Origin of the sequence: Lentzea sp. NPDC102401, from assembly GCF_044765805.1 — a bacterium.
Classification (GTDB): Bacteria; Actinomycetota; Actinomycetes; order Mycobacteriales; family Pseudonocardiaceae; genus Lentzea; species Lentzea sokolovensis.
Map to the genome: position 1 here is coordinate 420,178 of NZ_JBIWKS010000001.1, position 17,098 is coordinate 437,275.

Genomic DNA, 17,098 nt, shown 5'->3' on the forward strand with positions numbered 1-17,098 from the left:
CCCTCCTTCTACGGCTTCGCTACGTCTTGGAGTTCTTCCTGCGGCCCGTGGCGATGCCGTCGAGCAGGATCGCCAGGTACTGGTCCGCGACCTGGTCCGCTCCCATGCCACCGTCCGGCCGGTACCACCGCACGGCCACCCACACCGTGTCGCGGATGAACCGGTACGCCACGTCAACGTCGAGGTCGGCGCGGAACACGCCCGCGCTCATGCCCTCCTCCAGCAGCACCGTCCACAGCTTGCGGAACTCCACGCTGCGATCGTCCACGTAGGAGAACCGTTCCAGCCCCATCAGGTGCTTGGACTCGTTCTGGTAGATCGCGACCGCGGCGTGCCGGGTGTCGATCGCCTCGAACGACGCCACGACCAGCGCTTTCAGCGTCTGCTTCGGGCCGAGACCGGCCTCGACGATCTCCCGGTACCGCGTGAACAGCTCGTCCAGGAAGGTCCGCAGGATCTCGTCCACCATCGACTCCTTCGAGTCGAAGTGGTGGTAGAGGCTGCCGGACAGGATGCCCGCCGCGTCCGCGATGTCCCTGACCGTGGTCTGCCCGTACCCACGCTCGGCGAACATCTTCGCGGCGAGCTCCAGCAGCTCGGCCCTCCGGCTACTCATCGGTCGTTCCTTCCTCACGGGTGCTGACTGCTCACCGAGACGACCTCGCCCGTCAGGTAGGTCGAGTAGTCGCTGGCGAGGAACACGATCACATTCGCGACCTCCCAGGGCTCGGCGGCGCGCCCAAAGGCCTCCCGGGACGCCAGTTCCGTCAGCAACTCCTCACTGGTGACCTTGGTCAAGAACGGGTGCGCCGCCAAGCTCGGGGCGACCGCGTTCACCCGGATGCCGTGCTCGGCGACGTCCATCGCGGCGCATCTGGTCAGCGCCATGACTCCGGCTTTCGCTGCCGCGTAATGGGCTTGACCCTTCTGGGCGCGCCAGCCGATCACACTGGAGTTGTTAACGACGACACCGCTTCGTTGGACGACCATTTGGCGTAACGCGGCCCTGGTGCAGCGGAAGGTGCCGTTGAGCGTGACGTCCAGGACGCGCGACCACTCGTCGTCGGCCATCTCCAGCACGGACTTCTCGCCACCGAGGCCGGCGTTGTTCACCATCACGTCGACGCGGCCGTAGCGCTCGACCGTCTCGTCGATCAGCGTCTGGACCTGCTGCTCGTTGGTGACGTCGCACGGGATCGCGTGCGCGGTGCCGAGCGTCTCGTGGGTTTCCTTGAGGCGGCGCTCGTGCCAGTCGCTGATGACCACGGTGGCGCCCTCTTCGAGGCACCTCTTCGCGGTCGCCGAGCCGATGCCGGTGCCCGCCGCGGCCGTCACGACGACGATCTTGTCCTTGAGCAGGTCGTGGCCGTTCATCGGGGCAGCCCCAGGATGCGGTGGGCGATGATCTCGCGCTGGATCTCGTCCGAGCCGCCGTAGATCGTCTCGGCACGGCTGAACAGGAACATCCGCTGCCACTCGTTGTCGTCGATCATCGACTCGGGGCCGAGCGAGTCCATCGCGAGCTCGCCGAGCCTGCGGTGCCAGCCCGCCCAGAACAGCTTCAGCACGGACGCCTCCGGCCTTGGGTCGTCGTTGAGCGTTCTCATCGTGTGCGAGCGCATGACGTGCAGTTCGAGCCACGCCCTGGTGAGGCGTTCGTCCTCGGGCGCCTTGGCCATGATCGCGTCGAGTTGGCGGCGGAAGCCGACCTGGTGGCCGAGCATGGCGGTGCCGCGTTCGAAGCCCAGGGTGGCCATGGCGATCTTCCAGCCTTCGCCCGGCTGACCGACGACGTTCTCCTTGGGCGTGACGGCGCCGTCGAAGAAGACCTCGTTGAACTCGGACGTGCCGGTGAGCTGGCGGATCGGCCGCACCTCGACGCCCGGCTGGTTCATCGGCACGAGCAGGTACGAAAGGCCCTTGTGCCGTTGCGAACCGGGTTCGGTGCGGCACAGGACGAAGATCCAGTCCGAGTAGTGCGCGTTCGACGTCCAGATCTTCTGGCCGTTGATCACCCACCGGTCGCCTTCGAGGGTGGCTTTCGTCGTGACCGAGGCGAGGTCCGAACCCGCACCCGGTTCCGAATAGCCCTGGCACCACAGCTCTTCGAGCGTGCGGATCCTGGGCAGGAAGCGTTCCTTCTGCTCTGGCGTGCCGAACGCGACGAGCGTCGGGCCGAGCAGGCCCTCGCCGACGATGTCGACCTTCGCCGGAGCGTCGGCCTCCGCGTACTCCTCGTGGAAGATCACCTGCTCTTCCACACTGCGCTCGCCGGGCCAGCCGAGGCACGTCCACCCGTTGCGCGCCAGGTGCCGATGCCACCGCAGCCGTCCCTCGAACGCCTCGTGCTCGCGACCCGGTCCACCCAGGCCGCGCAGCTCAGCGAACTCACCGACGAGGTTGGCGGACAACCATTCCCGCACCTCGCGCCGGAAGGACTCCATGCGCCATACTCTAACCTACCAAGCACTTGCTTTGGTGGGCCCCTTGGAGGCTTCTGTGGCGGACGTTCCAAGCAGGCAAACGGTTTCAGCCGTGCTCGACCGCGCTGCTGCTTCGTACATCGACGCGGAGGCGTTGGTGGACGGGGAGGTTCGCCTCACCTGGCTGGAGTTGCGTTCGGCGGTGCTGGACGCGGCGCGCGCACTCGTGGGGATGGGTGTGCGGCCGGGAGATCGCGTGGCTTTGTGCGCGCCCAACTCCGCTCACTGGGTGGTCGCGGCGCTCGGGGCGTTGCGCGCGGGTGCGGCGCTGGTTCCGATCAACACGCGCTTCACCGCGACGGAGACGGTGGACGTGCTGCAACGCAGTGCCGCTCGTGTCCTGATCGTCGAAGGCGAGTTCCTCGGGCGCGACCGGGAGGCGGAGCTGCGGGCGTTGTCGCCGGATCTGCCCGCGGTGGTGCGATTACCGGCCGAGTGGGTCACCGCGGACGCCGATCTGCCTGAACTGACTGAAGATCAGCTCTGCGACGTCATGTTCACCTCCGGCACCACCGGGCGCAGCAAAGGAGCGATGAGCGCGCACCGGCAGTCGCTCGGGGTGGCCGAGGCATGGGCCGCCTGCGGGGAGCTGACGTCCGCGGATCGCTATCTGATCGTCAACCCCTTCTTCCACACCTTTGGTTACAAGGCGGGGATTCTGGCCTGTCTGCTCACCGGGGCGACGATCGTGCCGCAGCCGGTGTTCGACGTCGTGGAGACGATGCGGCTGATCGAACGGGAACGGATCACCGTGCTGCCCGGGCCGCCGACGATCTTCCAGGCGTTGCTCGACCATCCTGAGCGCGGCTCGTTCGACCTGTCGAGTCTGCGGCTGGTGGTCACCGGCGCGGCGGTCGTGCCCGTGGTGCTGATCGAACGGCTGCGGGCGGAGCTGTCGCTGACCGTGCTCACCGCCTACGGGCTGACCGAGGCCGTCGTCGCCACCATGTGCCGCCCCGGCGACTCGCCTGAGACTGTCGCGCTCACGTGTGGCGCGCCGATGGCGGGGTTCGAGCTCCGGCTGGGCTCGCAGGACGAGGTGCTGCTGCGCGGGCCCAACGTGATGCTCGGCTACCTCGACGATCCGGAGGCGACGGCTCTTGCGATCGATGCCGACGGCTGGCTGCACACCGGCGATGTCGGTGCGGTGGACGAGCGGGGTTACCTGTCGATCACCGACCGGCTCAAGGACATGTACATCTGCGGCGGGTTCAACGTCTACCCCGCCGAGATCGAGCAGGCCCTGGCCCGGTTGCCGGGGGTCGCGGAGTCGGCCGTCGTCGGGATGGCCGACGCCCGGCTGGGTGAGGTCGGGGTGGCGCACATCGTCACCTCACCCGGGTTCTCGCTGACCTCGGACGAGGTGATCGCGTTCTGTCGCGAGCGGCTGGCCAACTACAAGGTGCCGCGCGCCGTCGAGTTCCACCCAGCGCTCGCCCGCAACGCCATGGGCAAGGTCCTCAAAACCCAACTGCGCAAGGAGAACGCGTGACAGTCTCGTATGAGCGGCGGGACGCGGTCGCCGTCGTGACCATGAACCGCCCGGAGTACCGCAACGCGCAGAACTCGGCGATGACCTACGCGTTGGACGAGGCCTTCACCCGCGCCGTGAACGACGACGAGGTCAAGGTGATCGTCCTGGCCGGCGCCGGCGACCACTTCTCCGCGGGCCACGACATCGGCTCGCCCGGCCGCGACGTCGACGTCTCCTTCGAGCGCAAGGCCGTGATGTGGTGGGACCACGTCGGCCGCGAGGGCGGTGATCTCCGCTTCGCCCGTGAGATGGAGGTCTACCTCGGCATGTGCCGGCGGTGGCGGGAGATCCCGAAGCCGACGATCGCGATGGTGCAGGGCGCGTGCGTCGCGGGTGGTCTGATGCTCGCCTGGGTGTGCGACCTGATCGTGGCCGCCGAGGACGCGTTCTTCGCCGATCCCGTGGTGCGCATGGGGATTCCGGGCGTCGAGTACTTCGCGCACCCGTGGATGCTCGGTCCGCGCGCCGCGAAGGAGGTGCTGTTCACCGGCGACCGCTTCTCGGCCCAGCGCGCCTACGAGTGGGGCATGGTGTCGCGTGTCGTGCCGCGTTCCTCGTTGGAGTCTTCGACTTTCGCGCTGGCCTCGCGCATCTCGGCGATGCCGCGCTTCGGGCTGGCGCTGGCGAAGAAGGCGGTCAACCAGTCCGAAGACCTGATGGGCCTGCGTGCCGGGATGGATTCGGTGTTCGGGCTGCACCACTTCGCCCACGCGCACAACGCCGAGGTGAACTCCGACGCGTTGGCCGGGATGGACGCCCGTTCGATGAAGAAGGCCTCCGGCTGATGGATCTCTCACTGGACGCTCGGACAGTGGAGTTCCAGGCAGAGGTGCGTTCGTGGCTGGCCGCGCACGTTCGTCCGCTGTCCTCCATGGACACTGCCGAGGGCTTCGAGGAGCACCGTTCGTGGGAACGACTGCTCGCTTCCGAACGACTGTCGGTGGTCTCGTGGCCTTCTCCGTACGGCGGCCGGGAAGCCTCACTGCTGCAGTGGCTGGTGTTCGAGGAGGAATACCACGCTTCGGGCGCGCCGGGCCGGGTCTCGCAGAACGGCATCTTCCTGCTGGCACCGACGTTGTTCGCGCACGGCACCGACGAGCAGCGTGCCCGGATCCTGCCCTCGATGGCACGTGCCGACGTGGTGTGGGCGCAGGCCTGGTCCGAGCCCGAGGCCGGATCGGACCTGGCGTCGTTGCGCAGCACCGCCGTCCGGTGCGACGGCGGCTGGCTGTTGCGCGGTCAGAAGACCTGGAGCTCGCGGGCGGCGTTCGCGGACCGGGCGTTCGGCCTGTTCCGCACCGGTCCCGGCGAACGTCACCGCGGCCTGACCTACCTGCTCTTCGACCTGCGTGCTTCCGGTGTCACCGTGCGGCCGATCAACCAGCTCGACGGCGAACCGGGCTTCGCCGAGATCTTCCTGGACGACGTGTTCGTGCCGGACCGCGACGTCGTGGGCGAGGTCGGCGACGGCTGGCGCGTGGCGATGAGCACGGCGGGCAACGAACGCGGCCTGACCTTGCGCAGCCCGGGTCGTTTCACAGCGGCGGCCTCGCGGTTGGTCGAGCTCTACCGCAAGAACCCGGACCCGGCGCTGCGCGACCGGGTGGTCGACGCGTGGATCGGCGCGCAGGCCTACCGGCTCCACACGTTCGGCGCGCTGGCCAGCCCCTTGTCCGGGCCTGCCGCCAGCGTCACGAAGGTGTTCTGGTCCGAGCTGGACGTGGCACTGCACGAGACCGCGCTCGACCTGCTGGGCGAGGTCGCGCCGGGGTGGCGGGACGGGTGGCTGTTCTCGCTGTCGGGGCCGATCTACGCCGGTACCAACGAGATCCAGCGCAACGTGATCGCCGAACGACTCCTGGGGCTGCCGCGATGATATTCACGCTCTCGCCGGAGCAGACGGACTTCGCCACCGTGCTGCACGGGTTCCTGGCCGCGGGGAGGACGGACCTGGCCTCGCTCGGGGTGGACGAGGTGACCGACCCGGTCGACCTCGTGGTGGTGTTCGAGGAGTTGGGGCATCACGCGGTCTCCGGCCCGCTGGTGGAGTCGTTGGCGGTGGTGCCGGCGCTGATGGGTGAGCCTGGAGCTGGGACCTGGTCCGTTGCCTTCCCTCCCCTGGTCCCCCACGCCGTCGAGGCCGACCGCTACCTGCTCGTCGAGGGCGACACCCTCCGCGAGGCCTCCCCCACCACCGAACTCGAGTCCGTCGACCCCGGCCGCCGCCTCGTCGAACTCTCCGCCGGCCAGATCATCGCCACCGGCGTACCGGCGGCCCGCGCCTTCGACCTCGGCGTCCTGACCTGCGCGGCCCAGCTCCTCGGACTCGGCAGGGCCATGCTGGAGATGACCACCTCGCACGCCAAGGCCCGCGCCCAGTTCGGCAAGCCGATCGGCCAGTTCCAGGCGGTCAAGCACCACCTCGCGAACGTCCTCATCGGACTCGAACTCGCCCGCCCGCTGGTGTTCGGCGCGGCCGTGACCATCTGCTCCCGCGACGTCTCCGCCGCCAAGGTCGCCACCTCCGACGCCGCCTGGCAGGCCGCCCGCACCGCGCTGCAGGTCCACGGCGCCATCGGCTACACCGCCGAGCACGACCTGGGCCGTTTCCTGTTGCAGACCCGAGCCCTGCGCACGGCGTGGGGCAGTCCGTCGATGCACCGAGCACGCGTGCTGGAGGCGTTGTGACACCGGAACAACTCGCGTTGCGTGACGCGGTCCGCAGCCTGCTCGACAAGCACTCGGACGTCCGCGCGGCCATCGAGACCCCGCACGGCTACGACAAGGCCGTGTGGGCGCGGCTGTGCGACATCGGTGTGCTCCCGATCCCCGAGCAGTACGGCGGTTCCGGCGCCGGCCTGGCCGAAACCCGCATCGCCCTGGAAGAACTGGGCCGCGCCCTGACCCCTTCACCGTTGCTGGCCTCGATGCTGGCGGCTCAGGCACTGCTGGCGACGGGGAACGAGGAGGCGTGCGAACGACTGTTGCCCCGAATCGCGGACGGGACCGTCGCCACCCTCGTCTGGCCGTGGGACGACGGCCGGACCAGCCTCAACGGCACGGCGCGCTACGTTCTGGACGGCGACCTCGCCGATATCCTCCTCGCCACCGACGGCACCGACCTGTACGAGGTGGACCTCGGCCACCCCGGCGTCAGCCGCGAGCACACACCGACGATGGACCAGACCCGCCGCCTCGCCACCCTCCACCTGACCGACGCCGCCACCCACCGGTTGGGCCCGTGGTCGCCCCACGTCCGTGACATCGCACTGGCCGCACTCAGCGCGGAACAGGTCGGCGCCGCCACGAGAGCCCTCGAACTCACCGTCGAGTACACCAAGACCCGCGTGCAGTTCGGCAAACCCATCGGCTCGTTCCAGGCGTTGAAGCACCGCATGGCGGACATGCACGTCCTCGTCGAAACCGCCAGGTCAGCCGCCGGAGCCGCGATCGACGAGGTGTCCGCGGCGGTGGCGAAGGTCTACTGCTCGGAGGCGTTCTTCAAGGTCGCCGCCGAGATGGTCCAGTTGCACGGCGGCATCGCGATCACCTGGGAGCACGACGCTCACCTGTACCTCAAACGGGCGCACGGCAGCGGCCAGCTGTTCGGCAGCCCGGCCGTGCACCTCGAACGGCTACGGGCGAAGATCTGATCCGTGGATGTGCAGACCTACGCGACGGTCACCGACCTGTGTGCGCGGTTCGCGGGGCGGCTGGAGGACGACGTCCTGCGGTCGGTGCGCGAGGACTACTTCGGCGGCGAGCCCGCGCAGGCCGAGGCCGCGTTGTTGCTGACCATGGCGCACGAGAACATCGGCATCACGCAGGAGGAACACGACCTCGTTCGATCCACGTTGGACGATCCGCACAGCTCGGACCTGGCCGCCGTGCGGATCATCGCCGCCGTACCGCCTGTGCCGTACCGGTTCAGCCCCTGCGGTCCCGCCGACGCGCCGGATCCGAGCCGGGCGGACCGCGTGCTGGCCGACGAGGCGGCGCGGTACGGCGGACGCGTCCTGCGGCGCGCCTGGAGGGAACCGCTCGCCGGCGCACCGGACGTCGCGAAGTGGACCTACCTCCTGGAGGTGTCCGATGCCGACGTGCTCGGCGTTTTCGCCGGACTCTCCGGACGGCTGTGGGTCACGCTGCGGGAGAAGTGGCCGCTGGAGGTGGTCGGGACCAGGCTCTCGCCGTACCAGGCGGCTGCCTCCTTGGCGCCGCGGATCTGGGTCGCCTAGGCCTGTCCCAGCACGCGGCGGAACGACGGGCACTCCATGTGCGTCGGCGCCGGACAGGCTGCCGCGTGCCGCAGGTCGTCGCGCATCGACGCCAGCTTCTGGATCGTCACGTCCAGCTCGTCCGCCTTGGCCGCGAGCATCGCGCGGTTCGGCGACGGGCGGCCGTCGGGCGAGAACATCAGCGTGATCTCGTCCAGCGAGAACCCCGCCGTGCGGCAGACTGCGATCAACGCCAGCTGTTCCAGCACGGCCGGTGCGAACACGCGGGTCAGGCCCTGCCGCCGCACGGACGCGATCAGGCCGCGTTCCTCGTAGTAGCGCAGGGTCGACGCGGGTACACCGGAACGCCGGACCACTTCGCCGATGCCGATCTCGGTTTTGTCCACGACACTTGACCTCAAGCCGACTTGAAGTAGGACGGTAGGAGCATGACAGCAGAGGTGAACAGCGAGCAGGCCGCCTGGTGGAACGCCGCGGGGCAGGGCTGGGTGAACGTGCAGGACATCGTCGACATGATGCTGCGCCCGTTCCAGGACCTGCTCGTCCAGGCCGCGCTCGAACGGCCGCGCGAACGGGTTCTCGACGTCGGGTGCGGCACGGGCGGCGTCACGAGGGCGATCACCGAGGCCACTGGAGCGACCTGCGTGGGCGTCGACATCTCTCGGACGATGCTCGCCGCCGCACGCGAGCACGGAAAAGCGGAGTACCTCCTGGCCGACGCACAGGTGCACGCGTTCGACACGAGCTTCGACCTGATCGTGAGCAGGTTCGGGGTCATGTTCTTCGACGACCCCGCCGCCGCCTTCCGCAACCTGCTGCGAGCGACGTCGCCCGGGGGTGAGCTCTGCTTCATCACGTGGCGCTCCGCGGACGAGAACCCGTTCATGACCACCGCGTCGAAGGCCGCCGCCCCGTTGCTGCCGGAAGCGCCCGCGCCGGACCCGCACGGGCCAGGTCCGTTCGCCTTCACCGATCCTGACAGGACGCGCGGGATCCTCGAAGAGGCCGGCTGGGGCGGGATCGACATCCGCCCGGTGGACCACATCCGCTCCCTGCCCGAGGAACTGCTGGTCCCGTATCTGAGCAACCTCGGACCGATCTCCCGTGCGCTCAAGGAAGTGGAGGAGTCCGAACGGCCCCGGATCATGGCGGCTGTCCGGAGCGCGTTCGACGGCTTCGTGCACGGGGACGAGGTGCGGATTCCCGCCGCGGTCTGGCAGGTCACCGCGTCAGCTCCACTCTGATTGACGCTGCCAGGTCAAAAGGTTGTCGAGGACCTCACCGGACCAGCCGCGGGTGTCCAGCTCGGCGTGCGAGGCGTAGCGGCCGCGGTAGAACAGCAGCGGCTGCGCCTCGCGCACCGGACCGAGTTCCACGACGGAGCCGACGACCATGTGGTGGTCGCCGGCGTCGTGCACGACCGACACCTGGCAGTCGACCCACGTCAAGGCGCCGTCGAGCACCGGAGCGCCGGTCGCCGAAGGCGTCCACGACACGGTGGAGAACTTGTCCGTGCCTGCCTTCCCGAACACCGTCGACACCTCGCGCTGGTCCTCCGCCAGCACGTTCACGCAGAACGAGCCGGACTCCGCCATCGCCGCCCAGCTGCGCGAAGTCCGTTGTGGACAGAACACCACCAGCGGCGGGTCCAGCGACAACGCGGCGAACGCCTGGCAGGCGAACCCGACCGGCCCGTCCGACGACATGCCGGTCACCACGGTCACCCCGGTGCAGAAGTGACCGAGCACGGTACGGTAGCGAGCGACTATTTCTGGACGCCCACGCTGAAGTCGTGTCCCCACAGGCTCACCGCCGTGCTTTCGCGTGCGATCCAGTCCTCATCGTCGACCTGCCGTCCCTCGCAACCGAACTCGACGTCGAACCCGCCGGGCGTCTTCATGTAGAACGACAGCATCAGGTCGTTGACGTGCCTGCCCAACGTCGCCGACATCGGAACCTTGCGCCGCTGAGCCCGGTCCAGCGTCAGGCCCACGTCGTCGGTGTTCTCGACCTCGACCATCAGGTGCACGATCCCGCTCGGCGTCGGCATCGGCAGGAACGCGAGGCTGTGGTGGCGCGGGTTGCAGCCGAAGAACCGCAGCCACGCGGGCGGTCCGTCGGCGGGCCTGCCGACGAACTGCGGTGGCAGGCGCATCGAGTCCCGCAACCGGAACCCCAGCACGTCGCGGTAGAAGTGCAGCGCGGCCTCGTCGTCCGAAGTGGACAGCACGACGTGGCCGAGGCCCTGCTCCTCCGTCACGAACCGGTGCCCGTACGGCGACACGACCCGGCGGTGTTCCAAAGCCGCGCCGTGGAAGACCTCCAGGACGTTGCCGGACGGGTCCTCGAACCTGATCAGCCCGTTCACCCGCCGCTCCGCCAGGTCCTCCGCCGATCCCTCGACGTACGCGACCCCGGCAGAGGCCAGCCGTTTCGCGATCTCTTCGACCTCGGCCTCGGTGGCGGCCTCCCAGCCGGAGGCCAGCAGCCGATCAGACTCCCCCGGCACGATCACCAGACGTGCCGGGAAGTCGTCCATTCGCAGGTACAGAGCACCTTCGACAGAACCCTTGCCCTCGACCATGCCGAGGACCTTCAGCCCGAACTCGCGCCACCGGTTCATGTCGGTGGCCTCGATCCGGAGATAGGCCAGCGACCGGATGCCCATCACGCCTCCCGCCAGGTCATGACTCACTCAGAAAGTCGAGGGCGAGCCGGTTGAACTCGTCGAACTTCTCCAGCTGCGCCCAGTGCCCGCACCCGCCGAACACGTGCAGCTGCACGCGCGGGATCAGCTTCGTCGCCAGCAACGCGCCGTCCAGCGGGTTCACCCGGTCCTCGCGACCCCACACCAGCAGCACCCGTTGGCGCAGCTTGTAAGCCTCGCGCCAGAGCATGCCCTGCTCGAAGTCGGGACCGGAGAACGACTTGCCCAGCGCGGCCATGGCCCGCAACGACTCCGGCTTCGACGCGGCCTCGAACCGTTCGTCGATCAGCTCGTCGGTGATCAGCGACTGGTCGAACACCATGATCCGCAGGAACTCCTCGATCTTCTCCCGCGTGGGTGTGCGGGCGAAGGCGCTGAGCTTGCGCACGCCCTCGGTCGGATCAGGCGAGAAGACGTTCAACGACAACCCGCCAGGTCCCATCAGAACCAGTCGACCGGCACGTTTCCCGTTGTCCAACGCGAATCGGACGGCGGTGCCACCGCCGAGCGAGTTGCCCAGGATGTGCGCCTGTTCGATCTCCAACGAGTCCAGGAGATCCTTCAACGCCCTGGAGGCGAAGGAGAAGTACTGGTCGTGCTCGGCGGGTTTGTCCGACTGGCCGTAGCCCGGCATGTCGACCGCCAGCACGCGGAACGACTTCGCGAACACCGGGATGTTCGCGCGGAAGTTGCTCAACGCCGACGCGCCTGGCCCGCCGCCGTGCAGCAGAACCAGCGTCTCGGCGTTGTCGGTACCGGCCTCGTGGTAGTGCAACCGCACGCTCATCAACGCTCCCTCAGAACAAGCCGTCGCGGACCGGGATGCCGAGCTCGTTCTTGCCGTACAGCACGAGCACGCGCTCCGGGTCGTTGCCCGCGTGCACCCGCGCGGCGTGGGCGTCGCGCCAGAAGCGGGGCAACGGCAGACCGGCGTTGATCGCCTTGCCGCCCGCGCTCTCGAAGAGCAGGTCGATCGCGGCCAGCGCCCGCCCGCTGCCGAGCACCTGGTCGCGCCGGGCCCTCAGGCGCAGGTCGATCGGAATCTTCGTGTCGGCGACGGCGTGCTCCCACTCGTCGTTGATGTCCTTCTCCAGCGTCCACCACGCCACGTCGACGTCGGCTGCCGCGGTCGCGATCCTGACCTGGGCGAACGGGTCGTCGACCGACTTCTCTCCCAGGTACGCCGCCCGGACGCGTTCACGGGTCGCGTCGACGTGCAGCGCGTACGCCCCGGTCGCCATGCCGATGATCGGCGCCGTCACCGCGTACGGGTGGATCGTCCCGTACGGCATGCGGAACAACGGGCCGGGGTTGACCTCCTGGCCAGGGCACTTGCACCGCGCGGTGTTCGACATGCTCAACGCCCGGTACTCCGGCACGAACACGTCGTTCACCACGATGTCGTTGCTACCGGTGCCACGCAGGCCGACCGTGTCCCAGACGTCGTTGATCGTGTAGTCGGCGATCGGCAGCAGGAACGTCCGGAAGTCGATCGGCTTGCCCTCGTCGTTCATCACGAGGCCGCCCAGCAGCACCCACGTCGCGTGGTCGCAGCCGGACGAGAAGCTCCACTTGCCGCTGAACCGGAACCCGCCCTCCACCGCTGTCGCACGACCGGTCGGCGCGTAGGACGAGGAGATCCGGGTGTCCTGGTCCTCGCCGAACACCTCCTCCTGCGCCCGCACGTCGAACAGCCCGACGTGCCACGGGTGCACGCCCAGCACGGACGCGACCCAGCCCGTCGACCCGCACGCGCTGCCGATCATCCGGACCGCGGTGTAGAAGTCGAGCGGATGCGACTCGAAGCCGCCGTACCGCGCGGGTTGCAGCATCCGGAAGAAACCGGTCTCCTGCAACGCCTTCACCGACTCCGGTGGCACCTTGCGCAGCTCCTCCGCCTCGGCCGCGCGTTCGGCCAGCGCCGGCAGCAGTTCCCGCACCTTGCCGAGGATTTCCTCGCTCATCGGACTTTCTCCCTGCTCAGCTCCAGTGCGATGTCGATCAGCTGGTCCTCTTGCCCGCCCACGAGCTTGCGCTCGCCCGCGCGGACGAGGATCTGCGCGCCGGACACGCCATAGCGTTGCGCCTGCGTGTACGCGTGTTTGAGGAAGCTGGAGTAGACGCCCGCGTACCCCATCATCAGCGCCATCCGGTCGAGCAGGCACTCGTCGGGCATGACGGGCCGGACGACGTCCTCGGCCGCGTCCACGATCTTGAAGAAGTCGACGCCGGTCTCGAACCCCAGCTTGTCGCAGACGCCGACGAACGCTTCGAGAGGCGTGTTCCCCGCGCCCGCCCCGAATCCGCGCACGCTGCCGTCGATCTGCTTCGCGCCCGCCCGTGCCGCGGCGACGGAGTTCGCGACGCTCAGACCGAGGTTCTCGTGCCCGTGGAAGCCGACCTGGGCATCGTCACCAAGTTCCGCTACCAGTGCTTCAACCCGCTCCGAAACCTGTTCCAGGACAAGAGCTCCGGCCGAGTCGACCACGTACACGCACTGACACCCGGCATCGGCCATGATGCGCGCCTGCTTCGCCAACGCCTCCGGCGGCTGCGAGTGCGCCATCATCAGGAACCCGACGGTCTCCAGGCCTCGTTCGCGAGCCAATGCGAAGTGCTGCACGGAGACGTCGGCCTCGGTGCAGTGCGTGGCGATCCGGACGATCGAGGCGCCGTTGTCCTGCGACACCAGGATGTCGTCCTTGACCCCGACACCCGGCAGCATCAGCACGGCGATCTTGGCCTGCTGAGCCGTCTCGACCGCGACCTTGATCAGTTCCTGTTCGGGCGTGTGGCTGAAGCCGTAGTTGAACGACGACCCGCCCAGCCCGTCGCCGTGCGTCACCTCGATCACCGGCACGCCGGCGCCGTCCAGTGCCGCCACGATCGAGCGCACGTCGTCGACCGTGAACTGGTGCCGCTTGTGGTGCGAGCCGTCACGCAGTGACGTGTCGGTCAACCGCAGACTCAGATGCTGCACGAGCGATCTCCTCCCCCACCTTGGTCGCGGCTGCCGTCATGATGTCGAGGTTCCCGGCGTACTCGGGCAGGAAGTCGCCCGCGCCCGCTACCTCCACGAAGATCGCCACCCGGCCGGCGTCGAACTGCGGTTCCCTCAGCAACCGGAAGCCCGGCACGTACGACCGGATGTCGGTCTCCATCCGCGCGATCGAGTCCGTGATCGGGCCGGGATCGGCGTCCTCGGGGATCGCGCAGAAGATCGTGTCGCGCATGATCATCGGCGGATCGGCCGGGTTCAGCACGATGATCGCCTTGCCGCGATCCGCTCCCCCGATCGCCTCGATGCCGCGGCTGGTCGTGCGGGTGAACTCGTCGATGTTGGCCCGCGTGCCCGGTCCCGCCGACACCGACGCGACGCTCGCGACGATCTCCGCGTACGACACCGGCACCACCCGCGAAACGGCGTGCACCATGGGAATCGTGGCCTGGCCACCGCACGTGATCAGGTTGATGTTGGGCGCGTCCTGGTGCTCGCCGAGGTTCACCGGCGGCACGACGCAGGGCCCGACCGCGGCCGGTGTCAGGTCGATCGCCCGGATGCCCGCCTCGGCGTAGCGCGGGGCGTTGGCCCTGTGCACCGCCGCGGACGTCGCCTCGAAGACGATGTCCGGCAGCTCGTCCTGACGCAGCAACCACTCCGCGCCGTCGACCGAGACCTCAAGCCCGAGATCGGCCGCACGGCGCAGTCCCTCGCTGGCCGGGTCGATGCCCACCATCCAGCGCGGTTCCAGCACCTGCGAGCGCAGGAGCTTGTAGAGCAGGTCGGTGCCGATGTTGCCGGAGCCGACGATGGCCGCCTTCACCCAGTCACCCCTATTCGAACTTCAGGTCAACGGAGCCGAGTCCGGCGAACTCGGCGTGGAACTCGTCACCCGGCCGGGCGTCGATGGCACGCGTGCACGAACCGGGCAGCACGATGTCCCCGGCCAGCAACCGGACGCCGAAGCTCGCGACCTTGGCCGCCAGCCACGCCACCGCGATCGCCGGATCACCCAGCACGGCGTCACCACGTCCCTCGGCGACCACCTCGCCGTTGCGTCGCAACGTGGCCGCGACGGCGCCGATGTCCAGTTCGGACGGACGCACGCGCTCGGAGCCCAGCATGAACCCGGCCGACGACGCGTTGTCCGCGATGGTGTCCTGCAGGCCGATCCGCCAGTTCTCGATCCGGCTGTCGATCAGCTCGATGGCGGGCGCGACGAACTCGGTGGCCGCCAGCACGTCCTCGACCGTGCAGCCCTCGCCAGGCAGGTCGCGGGCCAGCAGGAACGCGATCTCCACCTCGACCCGCGGGTACAGGTACGCCGACGCGTCCGCGGTTCCGGCGAGCTGCATGTCGTCGAGCAGGTGGCCGTAGTCGGGTTCGTCGACACCCATCATCTGCTGCATCGCCAACGACGAGAGGCCGACCTTGTGGCCGATCACGTCCCTGTTGCGGTGCCGGACGTTGAGCAGCTGGATCTCGTAGGCGTCCACCACGTCGATGTCGGGATACAGCTCCACCAGCGGTTTGATCGGCACGCGGTCGCGTTCCGCCATCCGCAGCAGTTCGGCGGCCGCCTCCCGTTTCTGGATCGTCAGCACCGGGCCTCCTTGGCTACGTGTTGCCCCGCACGGCGGCCCGAGAAGACGCAGTCGGCGAGCGCGAGGCCGCTGACGTAGGACTCCGAGCACACCCCGACCGCCGACCGGCCCGCCGCGTACAGGCCTGCGACTCCTTGCACCTGACCGGTGTCCTCGTCCACGACGAGCCCGCCGAGCGTGAGCATCGGGCACGGGTAGCCGAACCCCGCGCGCACCGACACGTTGATCAACGAATAGGGCGGCGTCCCGAACGGCTCTGGCGGCGCGATTCCGGCTTTGGCGGCCACTTCCTCGATGGTCGGCGCGGTCACCATGCCGCGTCCCAGCAGGTAGCGGACCTGCCAGCGCTGAAACGGCGAAGTCTGCGTCTTCACCTGGGCTCGCGCGACCTGGAGGATCTCGTCGTCGATCAGCAGCCAGGCCTTGCCGCCGCGTTCGACGATCGCACCTCCGTTGGCGGCGCCGTACAGGGTCGCGTCCCCGAACCGCTGCCCGGCCGGGTCGACCAGCACCCCGCGCTGCAACGCGCTGGGCGGCGTGATGAACCGCCACACCGAGATCTTGTCCATCCGCGCCGTCCTGCCACCGGCGCTCACACCGAGCCGAATCCCGCCACCGTCGTCGCCGGGCGTGCCCAGTGCGAGGCCACCGCGGTGGGCAGGAGCGTTCTCGTGCACCAAACCGCGGTCGGCGATGAAGCCGCCGGCCGCGATGATCACGCCCTGCCCGGCGTTGATCATCAACGGCCGGCTGAACCGTTCGAGCCACGCTGCCAGCCCGAACAGCCTCTTGCCCAAAGGCGGGTAGTAGAGCCACGGCTTCGCGCCCGCCTTGGACAACGCTCCGTGCAGAACCCGTGGAAGTCCGCTGAGAGTCCGGCATCGCGCGCCGGTCACCCGGCCGTCCGTGACGACCAGTTCGACGGCCCGGGTCTGCGGCATGATCCGCACGCCCGCGCGCCGGGTGGCTTCGGCCAGACGAGTGAAGAAAGCCTTGCCCGACGTGCCTTTCGCCCTGGTCCGATGTCCGCGCGGCGCCGGGTCTGGCCAGGCGTCCTCGCTGCCGGACAGGTAGAGGTAGTAGTCGTCGGTCGGGTACGAGGTCTTGAACGGCGACACCCGCGCGTCGAACGGCACGCCCTGGTCCTCCAGCCAGGCCAGCATCTTCGCGCTGTCCTCGCAGAACCTCCGCAGGGTCCCTGGCGACACCGCGTCCCGGACCTCGTGCCGCAGGTAGGAGAACATCGCGTCGACCGAGTCGGTGACACCGGCCTCGACCTGCTGCCGCGTCCCACCGCCCGCGTAGACGACGCCGCCGGACAACGCGGTCGCGCCACCACCGGCGAACCGGTCCAGCACCACCACGGACGCACCAGCCGCCGCGGCCTCGATCGCGGCGCACGCGCCGGCCGCACCGAAGCCGATGACGACCACGTCAGCGGTGACCTCCACGCAACCCTCCTGGAACAGGTTCTTGGCCAGAAACAGGTTCTTGGTGAGTCGACTTGCCTGGAACTCCTACACCATAGCGC

General features: G+C 68.9%; 19 protein-coding genes. 7 read left to right on the top strand and 12 right to left on the bottom strand.

The window, feature by feature from the left end; translation table 11 throughout:
- Nucleotides 1–19: 19 nt before the first annotated feature.
- From ACIRG5_RS02025 to ACIRG5_RS02035, 3 genes are read right to left on the bottom strand one after another with little or no spacing between them, the layout of a single operon-like run.
- Entirely contained in the window at nt 20–616 is a 597-nt protein-coding gene (locus ACIRG5_RS02025; RefSeq protein ID WP_402898735.1) for a TetR/AcrR family transcriptional regulator, read from the bottom strand.
- Nucleotides 617–630: 14 nt separating this feature from the next.
- Nucleotides 631–1,374, bottom strand: a complete 744-nt coding sequence (locus tag ACIRG5_RS02030) for an SDR family oxidoreductase (protein ID WP_402898738.1) — start codon at nt 1,372–1,374, stop codon at nt 631–633.
- Nucleotides 1,371–2,444 (bottom strand): acyl-CoA dehydrogenase family protein, encoded by a 1,074-nt coding sequence (locus tag ACIRG5_RS02035; protein WP_402898740.1) that lies wholly within the window; start codon nt 2,442–2,444, stop codon nt 1,371–1,373. The genes ACIRG5_RS02030 and ACIRG5_RS02035 overlap by 4 nt, the downstream gene beginning before the upstream one ends.
- Before the next feature lie 55 nt (nt 2,445–2,499).
- Here ACIRG5_RS02035 and ACIRG5_RS02040 point away from each other — a divergent pair, with 55 nt between their 5' ends.
- From ACIRG5_RS02040 to ACIRG5_RS02065, 6 genes are read left to right on the top strand one after another with little or no spacing between them, the layout of a single operon-like run.
- On the top strand, nt 2,500–3,975 hold the full coding sequence (locus ACIRG5_RS02040) for a FadD3 family acyl-CoA ligase (protein ID WP_402898743.1): 1,476 nt from the start codon (nt 2,500–2,502) through the stop codon (nt 3,973–3,975).
- Complete coding sequence (locus tag ACIRG5_RS02045) at nt 3,972–4,802, top strand: enoyl-CoA hydratase (RefSeq protein ID WP_402898746.1); 831 nt, start codon at nt 3,972–3,974, stop codon at nt 4,800–4,802. Before ACIRG5_RS02040 ends, ACIRG5_RS02045 begins: the two co-directional genes overlap by 4 nt.
- Nucleotides 4,802–5,893 carry an acyl-CoA dehydrogenase family protein gene (locus ACIRG5_RS02050; RefSeq protein WP_402898749.1) on the top strand — a complete coding sequence of 364 codons (1,092 nt, stop codon included), beginning with the start codon at nt 4,802–4,804 and terminating at the stop codon, nt 5,891–5,893. The genes ACIRG5_RS02045 and ACIRG5_RS02050 overlap by 1 nt, the downstream gene beginning before the upstream one ends.
- Entirely contained in the window at nt 5,890–6,705 is an 816-nt protein-coding gene (locus tag ACIRG5_RS02055; RefSeq protein ID WP_402898752.1) for an acyl-CoA dehydrogenase family protein, read from the top strand. The genes ACIRG5_RS02050 and ACIRG5_RS02055 overlap by 4 nt, the downstream gene beginning before the upstream one ends.
- On the top strand, nt 6,702–7,670 hold the full coding sequence (locus ACIRG5_RS02060) for an acyl-CoA dehydrogenase family protein (RefSeq protein WP_402898755.1): 969 nt from the start codon (nt 6,702–6,704) through the stop codon (nt 7,668–7,670). Before ACIRG5_RS02055 ends, ACIRG5_RS02060 begins: the two co-directional genes overlap by 4 nt.
- A 3-nt stretch (nt 7,671–7,673) precedes the next feature.
- The gene (locus tag ACIRG5_RS02065; RefSeq protein WP_402898758.1) at nt 7,674–8,255 is read left to right on the top strand and encodes a hypothetical protein; all 582 of its coding nucleotides are present in this window, start codon (nt 7,674–7,676) and stop codon (nt 8,253–8,255) included.
- Here the strand turns inward: ACIRG5_RS02065 and ACIRG5_RS02070 are convergent.
- Nucleotides 8,252–8,641, bottom strand: a complete 390-nt coding sequence (locus ACIRG5_RS02070; RefSeq protein WP_402898761.1) for a helix-turn-helix domain-containing protein — start codon at nt 8,639–8,641, stop codon at nt 8,252–8,254. The two genes, ACIRG5_RS02065 and ACIRG5_RS02070, sit on opposite strands and share 4 nt — an antisense overlap.
- A 42-nt stretch (nt 8,642–8,683) precedes the next feature.
- Here ACIRG5_RS02070 and ACIRG5_RS02075 point away from each other — a divergent pair, with 42 nt between their 5' ends.
- Nucleotides 8,684–9,499: a class I SAM-dependent methyltransferase gene (locus ACIRG5_RS02075; protein WP_402898763.1), complete on the top strand. Its 816-nt coding sequence runs from the start codon at nt 8,684–8,686 to the stop codon at nt 9,497–9,499.
- On the opposite strand, the gene hsaB is transcribed toward ACIRG5_RS02075, so the two are convergent.
- From hsaB to ACIRG5_RS02115, 8 genes are read right to left on the bottom strand one after another with little or no spacing between them, the layout of a single operon-like run.
- The gene (gene hsaB / locus ACIRG5_RS02080; protein WP_402898764.1) at nt 9,485–10,003 is read right to left on the bottom strand and encodes a 3-hydroxy-9,10-secoandrosta-1,3,5(10)-triene-9,17-dione monooxygenase reductase subunit; all 519 of its coding nucleotides are present in this window, start codon (nt 10,001–10,003) and stop codon (nt 9,485–9,487) included. The two genes, ACIRG5_RS02075 and hsaB, sit on opposite strands and share 15 nt — an antisense overlap.
- A gap of 17 nt (nt 10,004–10,020) precedes the next feature.
- On the bottom strand, nt 10,021–10,923 hold the full coding sequence (hsaC, locus tag ACIRG5_RS02085) for an iron-dependent extradiol dioxygenase HsaC (protein ID WP_402900846.1): 903 nt from the start codon (nt 10,921–10,923) through the stop codon (nt 10,021–10,023).
- Nucleotides 10,924–10,939: 16 nt separating this feature from the next.
- Nucleotides 10,940–11,749: a 4,5:9,10-diseco-3-hydroxy-5,9,17-trioxoandrosta-1(10),2-diene-4-oate hydrolase gene (gene hsaD / locus ACIRG5_RS02090; protein ID WP_402898767.1), complete on the bottom strand. Its 810-nt coding sequence runs from the start codon at nt 11,747–11,749 to the stop codon at nt 10,940–10,942.
- Between the two features lie 10 nt (nt 11,750–11,759).
- Nucleotides 11,760–12,926 (bottom strand): 3-hydroxy-9,10-secoandrosta-1,3,5(10)-triene-9,17-dione monooxygenase oxygenase subunit, encoded by a 1,167-nt coding sequence (gene hsaA, locus ACIRG5_RS02095; protein WP_402898770.1) that lies wholly within the window; start codon nt 12,924–12,926, stop codon nt 11,760–11,762.
- Entirely contained in the window at nt 12,923–13,942 is a 1,020-nt protein-coding gene (dmpG, locus tag ACIRG5_RS02100; RefSeq protein ID WP_402898773.1) for a 4-hydroxy-2-oxovalerate aldolase, read from the bottom strand. The genes hsaA and dmpG overlap by 4 nt, the downstream gene beginning before the upstream one ends.
- Complete coding sequence (locus ACIRG5_RS02105) at nt 13,899–14,786, bottom strand: acetaldehyde dehydrogenase (acetylating) (RefSeq protein ID WP_402898776.1); 888 nt, start codon at nt 14,784–14,786, stop codon at nt 13,899–13,901. The genes dmpG and ACIRG5_RS02105 overlap by 44 nt, the downstream gene beginning before the upstream one ends.
- Nucleotides 14,787–14,796: 10 nt before the next feature.
- Entirely contained in the window at nt 14,797–15,567 is a 771-nt protein-coding gene (locus ACIRG5_RS02110) for a 2-keto-4-pentenoate hydratase (protein WP_402898778.1), read from the bottom strand.
- Entirely contained in the window at nt 15,561–17,018 is a 1,458-nt protein-coding gene (locus ACIRG5_RS02115) for an FAD-binding protein (protein WP_402898780.1), read from the bottom strand. The genes ACIRG5_RS02110 and ACIRG5_RS02115 overlap by 7 nt, the downstream gene beginning before the upstream one ends.
- Nucleotides 17,019–17,098 lie beyond the last annotated feature (80 nt).

Excerpts from the sequence above, each read along its gene's own strand:
- hsaA (WP_402898770.1), bottom strand. The coding sequence starts at position 12,926 with ATGAGCGAGGAAATCCTCGGCAAGGTGCGGGAACTGCTGCCGGCGCTG.
- hsaD (WP_402898767.1), bottom strand. The coding sequence starts at position 11,749 with ATGAGCGTGCGGTTGCACTACCACGAGGCCGGTACCGACAACGCCGAG.
- ACIRG5_RS02055 (WP_402898752.1), top strand. The coding sequence starts at position 5,890 with ATGATATTCACGCTCTCGCCGGAGCAGACGGACTTCGCCACCGTGCTG.
- ACIRG5_RS02050 (WP_402898749.1), top strand. The coding sequence starts at position 4,802 with ATGGATCTCTCACTGGACGCTCGGACAGTGGAGTTCCAGGCAGAGGTG.
- hsaC (WP_402900846.1), bottom strand. The coding sequence starts at position 10,923 with ATGGGCATCCGGTCGCTGGCCTATCTCCGGATCGAGGCCACCGACATG.
- ACIRG5_RS02075 (WP_402898763.1), top strand. The coding sequence starts at position 8,684 with ATGACAGCAGAGGTGAACAGCGAGCAGGCCGCCTGGTGGAACGCCGCG.
- ACIRG5_RS02025 (WP_402898735.1), bottom strand. The coding sequence starts at position 616 with ATGAGTAGCCGGAGGGCCGAGCTGCTGGAGCTCGCCGCGAAGATGTTC.
- ACIRG5_RS02030 (WP_402898738.1), bottom strand. The coding sequence starts at position 1,374 with ATGAACGGCCACGACCTGCTCAAGGACAAGATCGTCGTCGTGACGGCC.
- ACIRG5_RS02035 (WP_402898740.1), bottom strand. The coding sequence starts at position 2,444 with ATGGAGTCCTTCCGGCGCGAGGTGCGGGAATGGTTGTCCGCCAACCTC.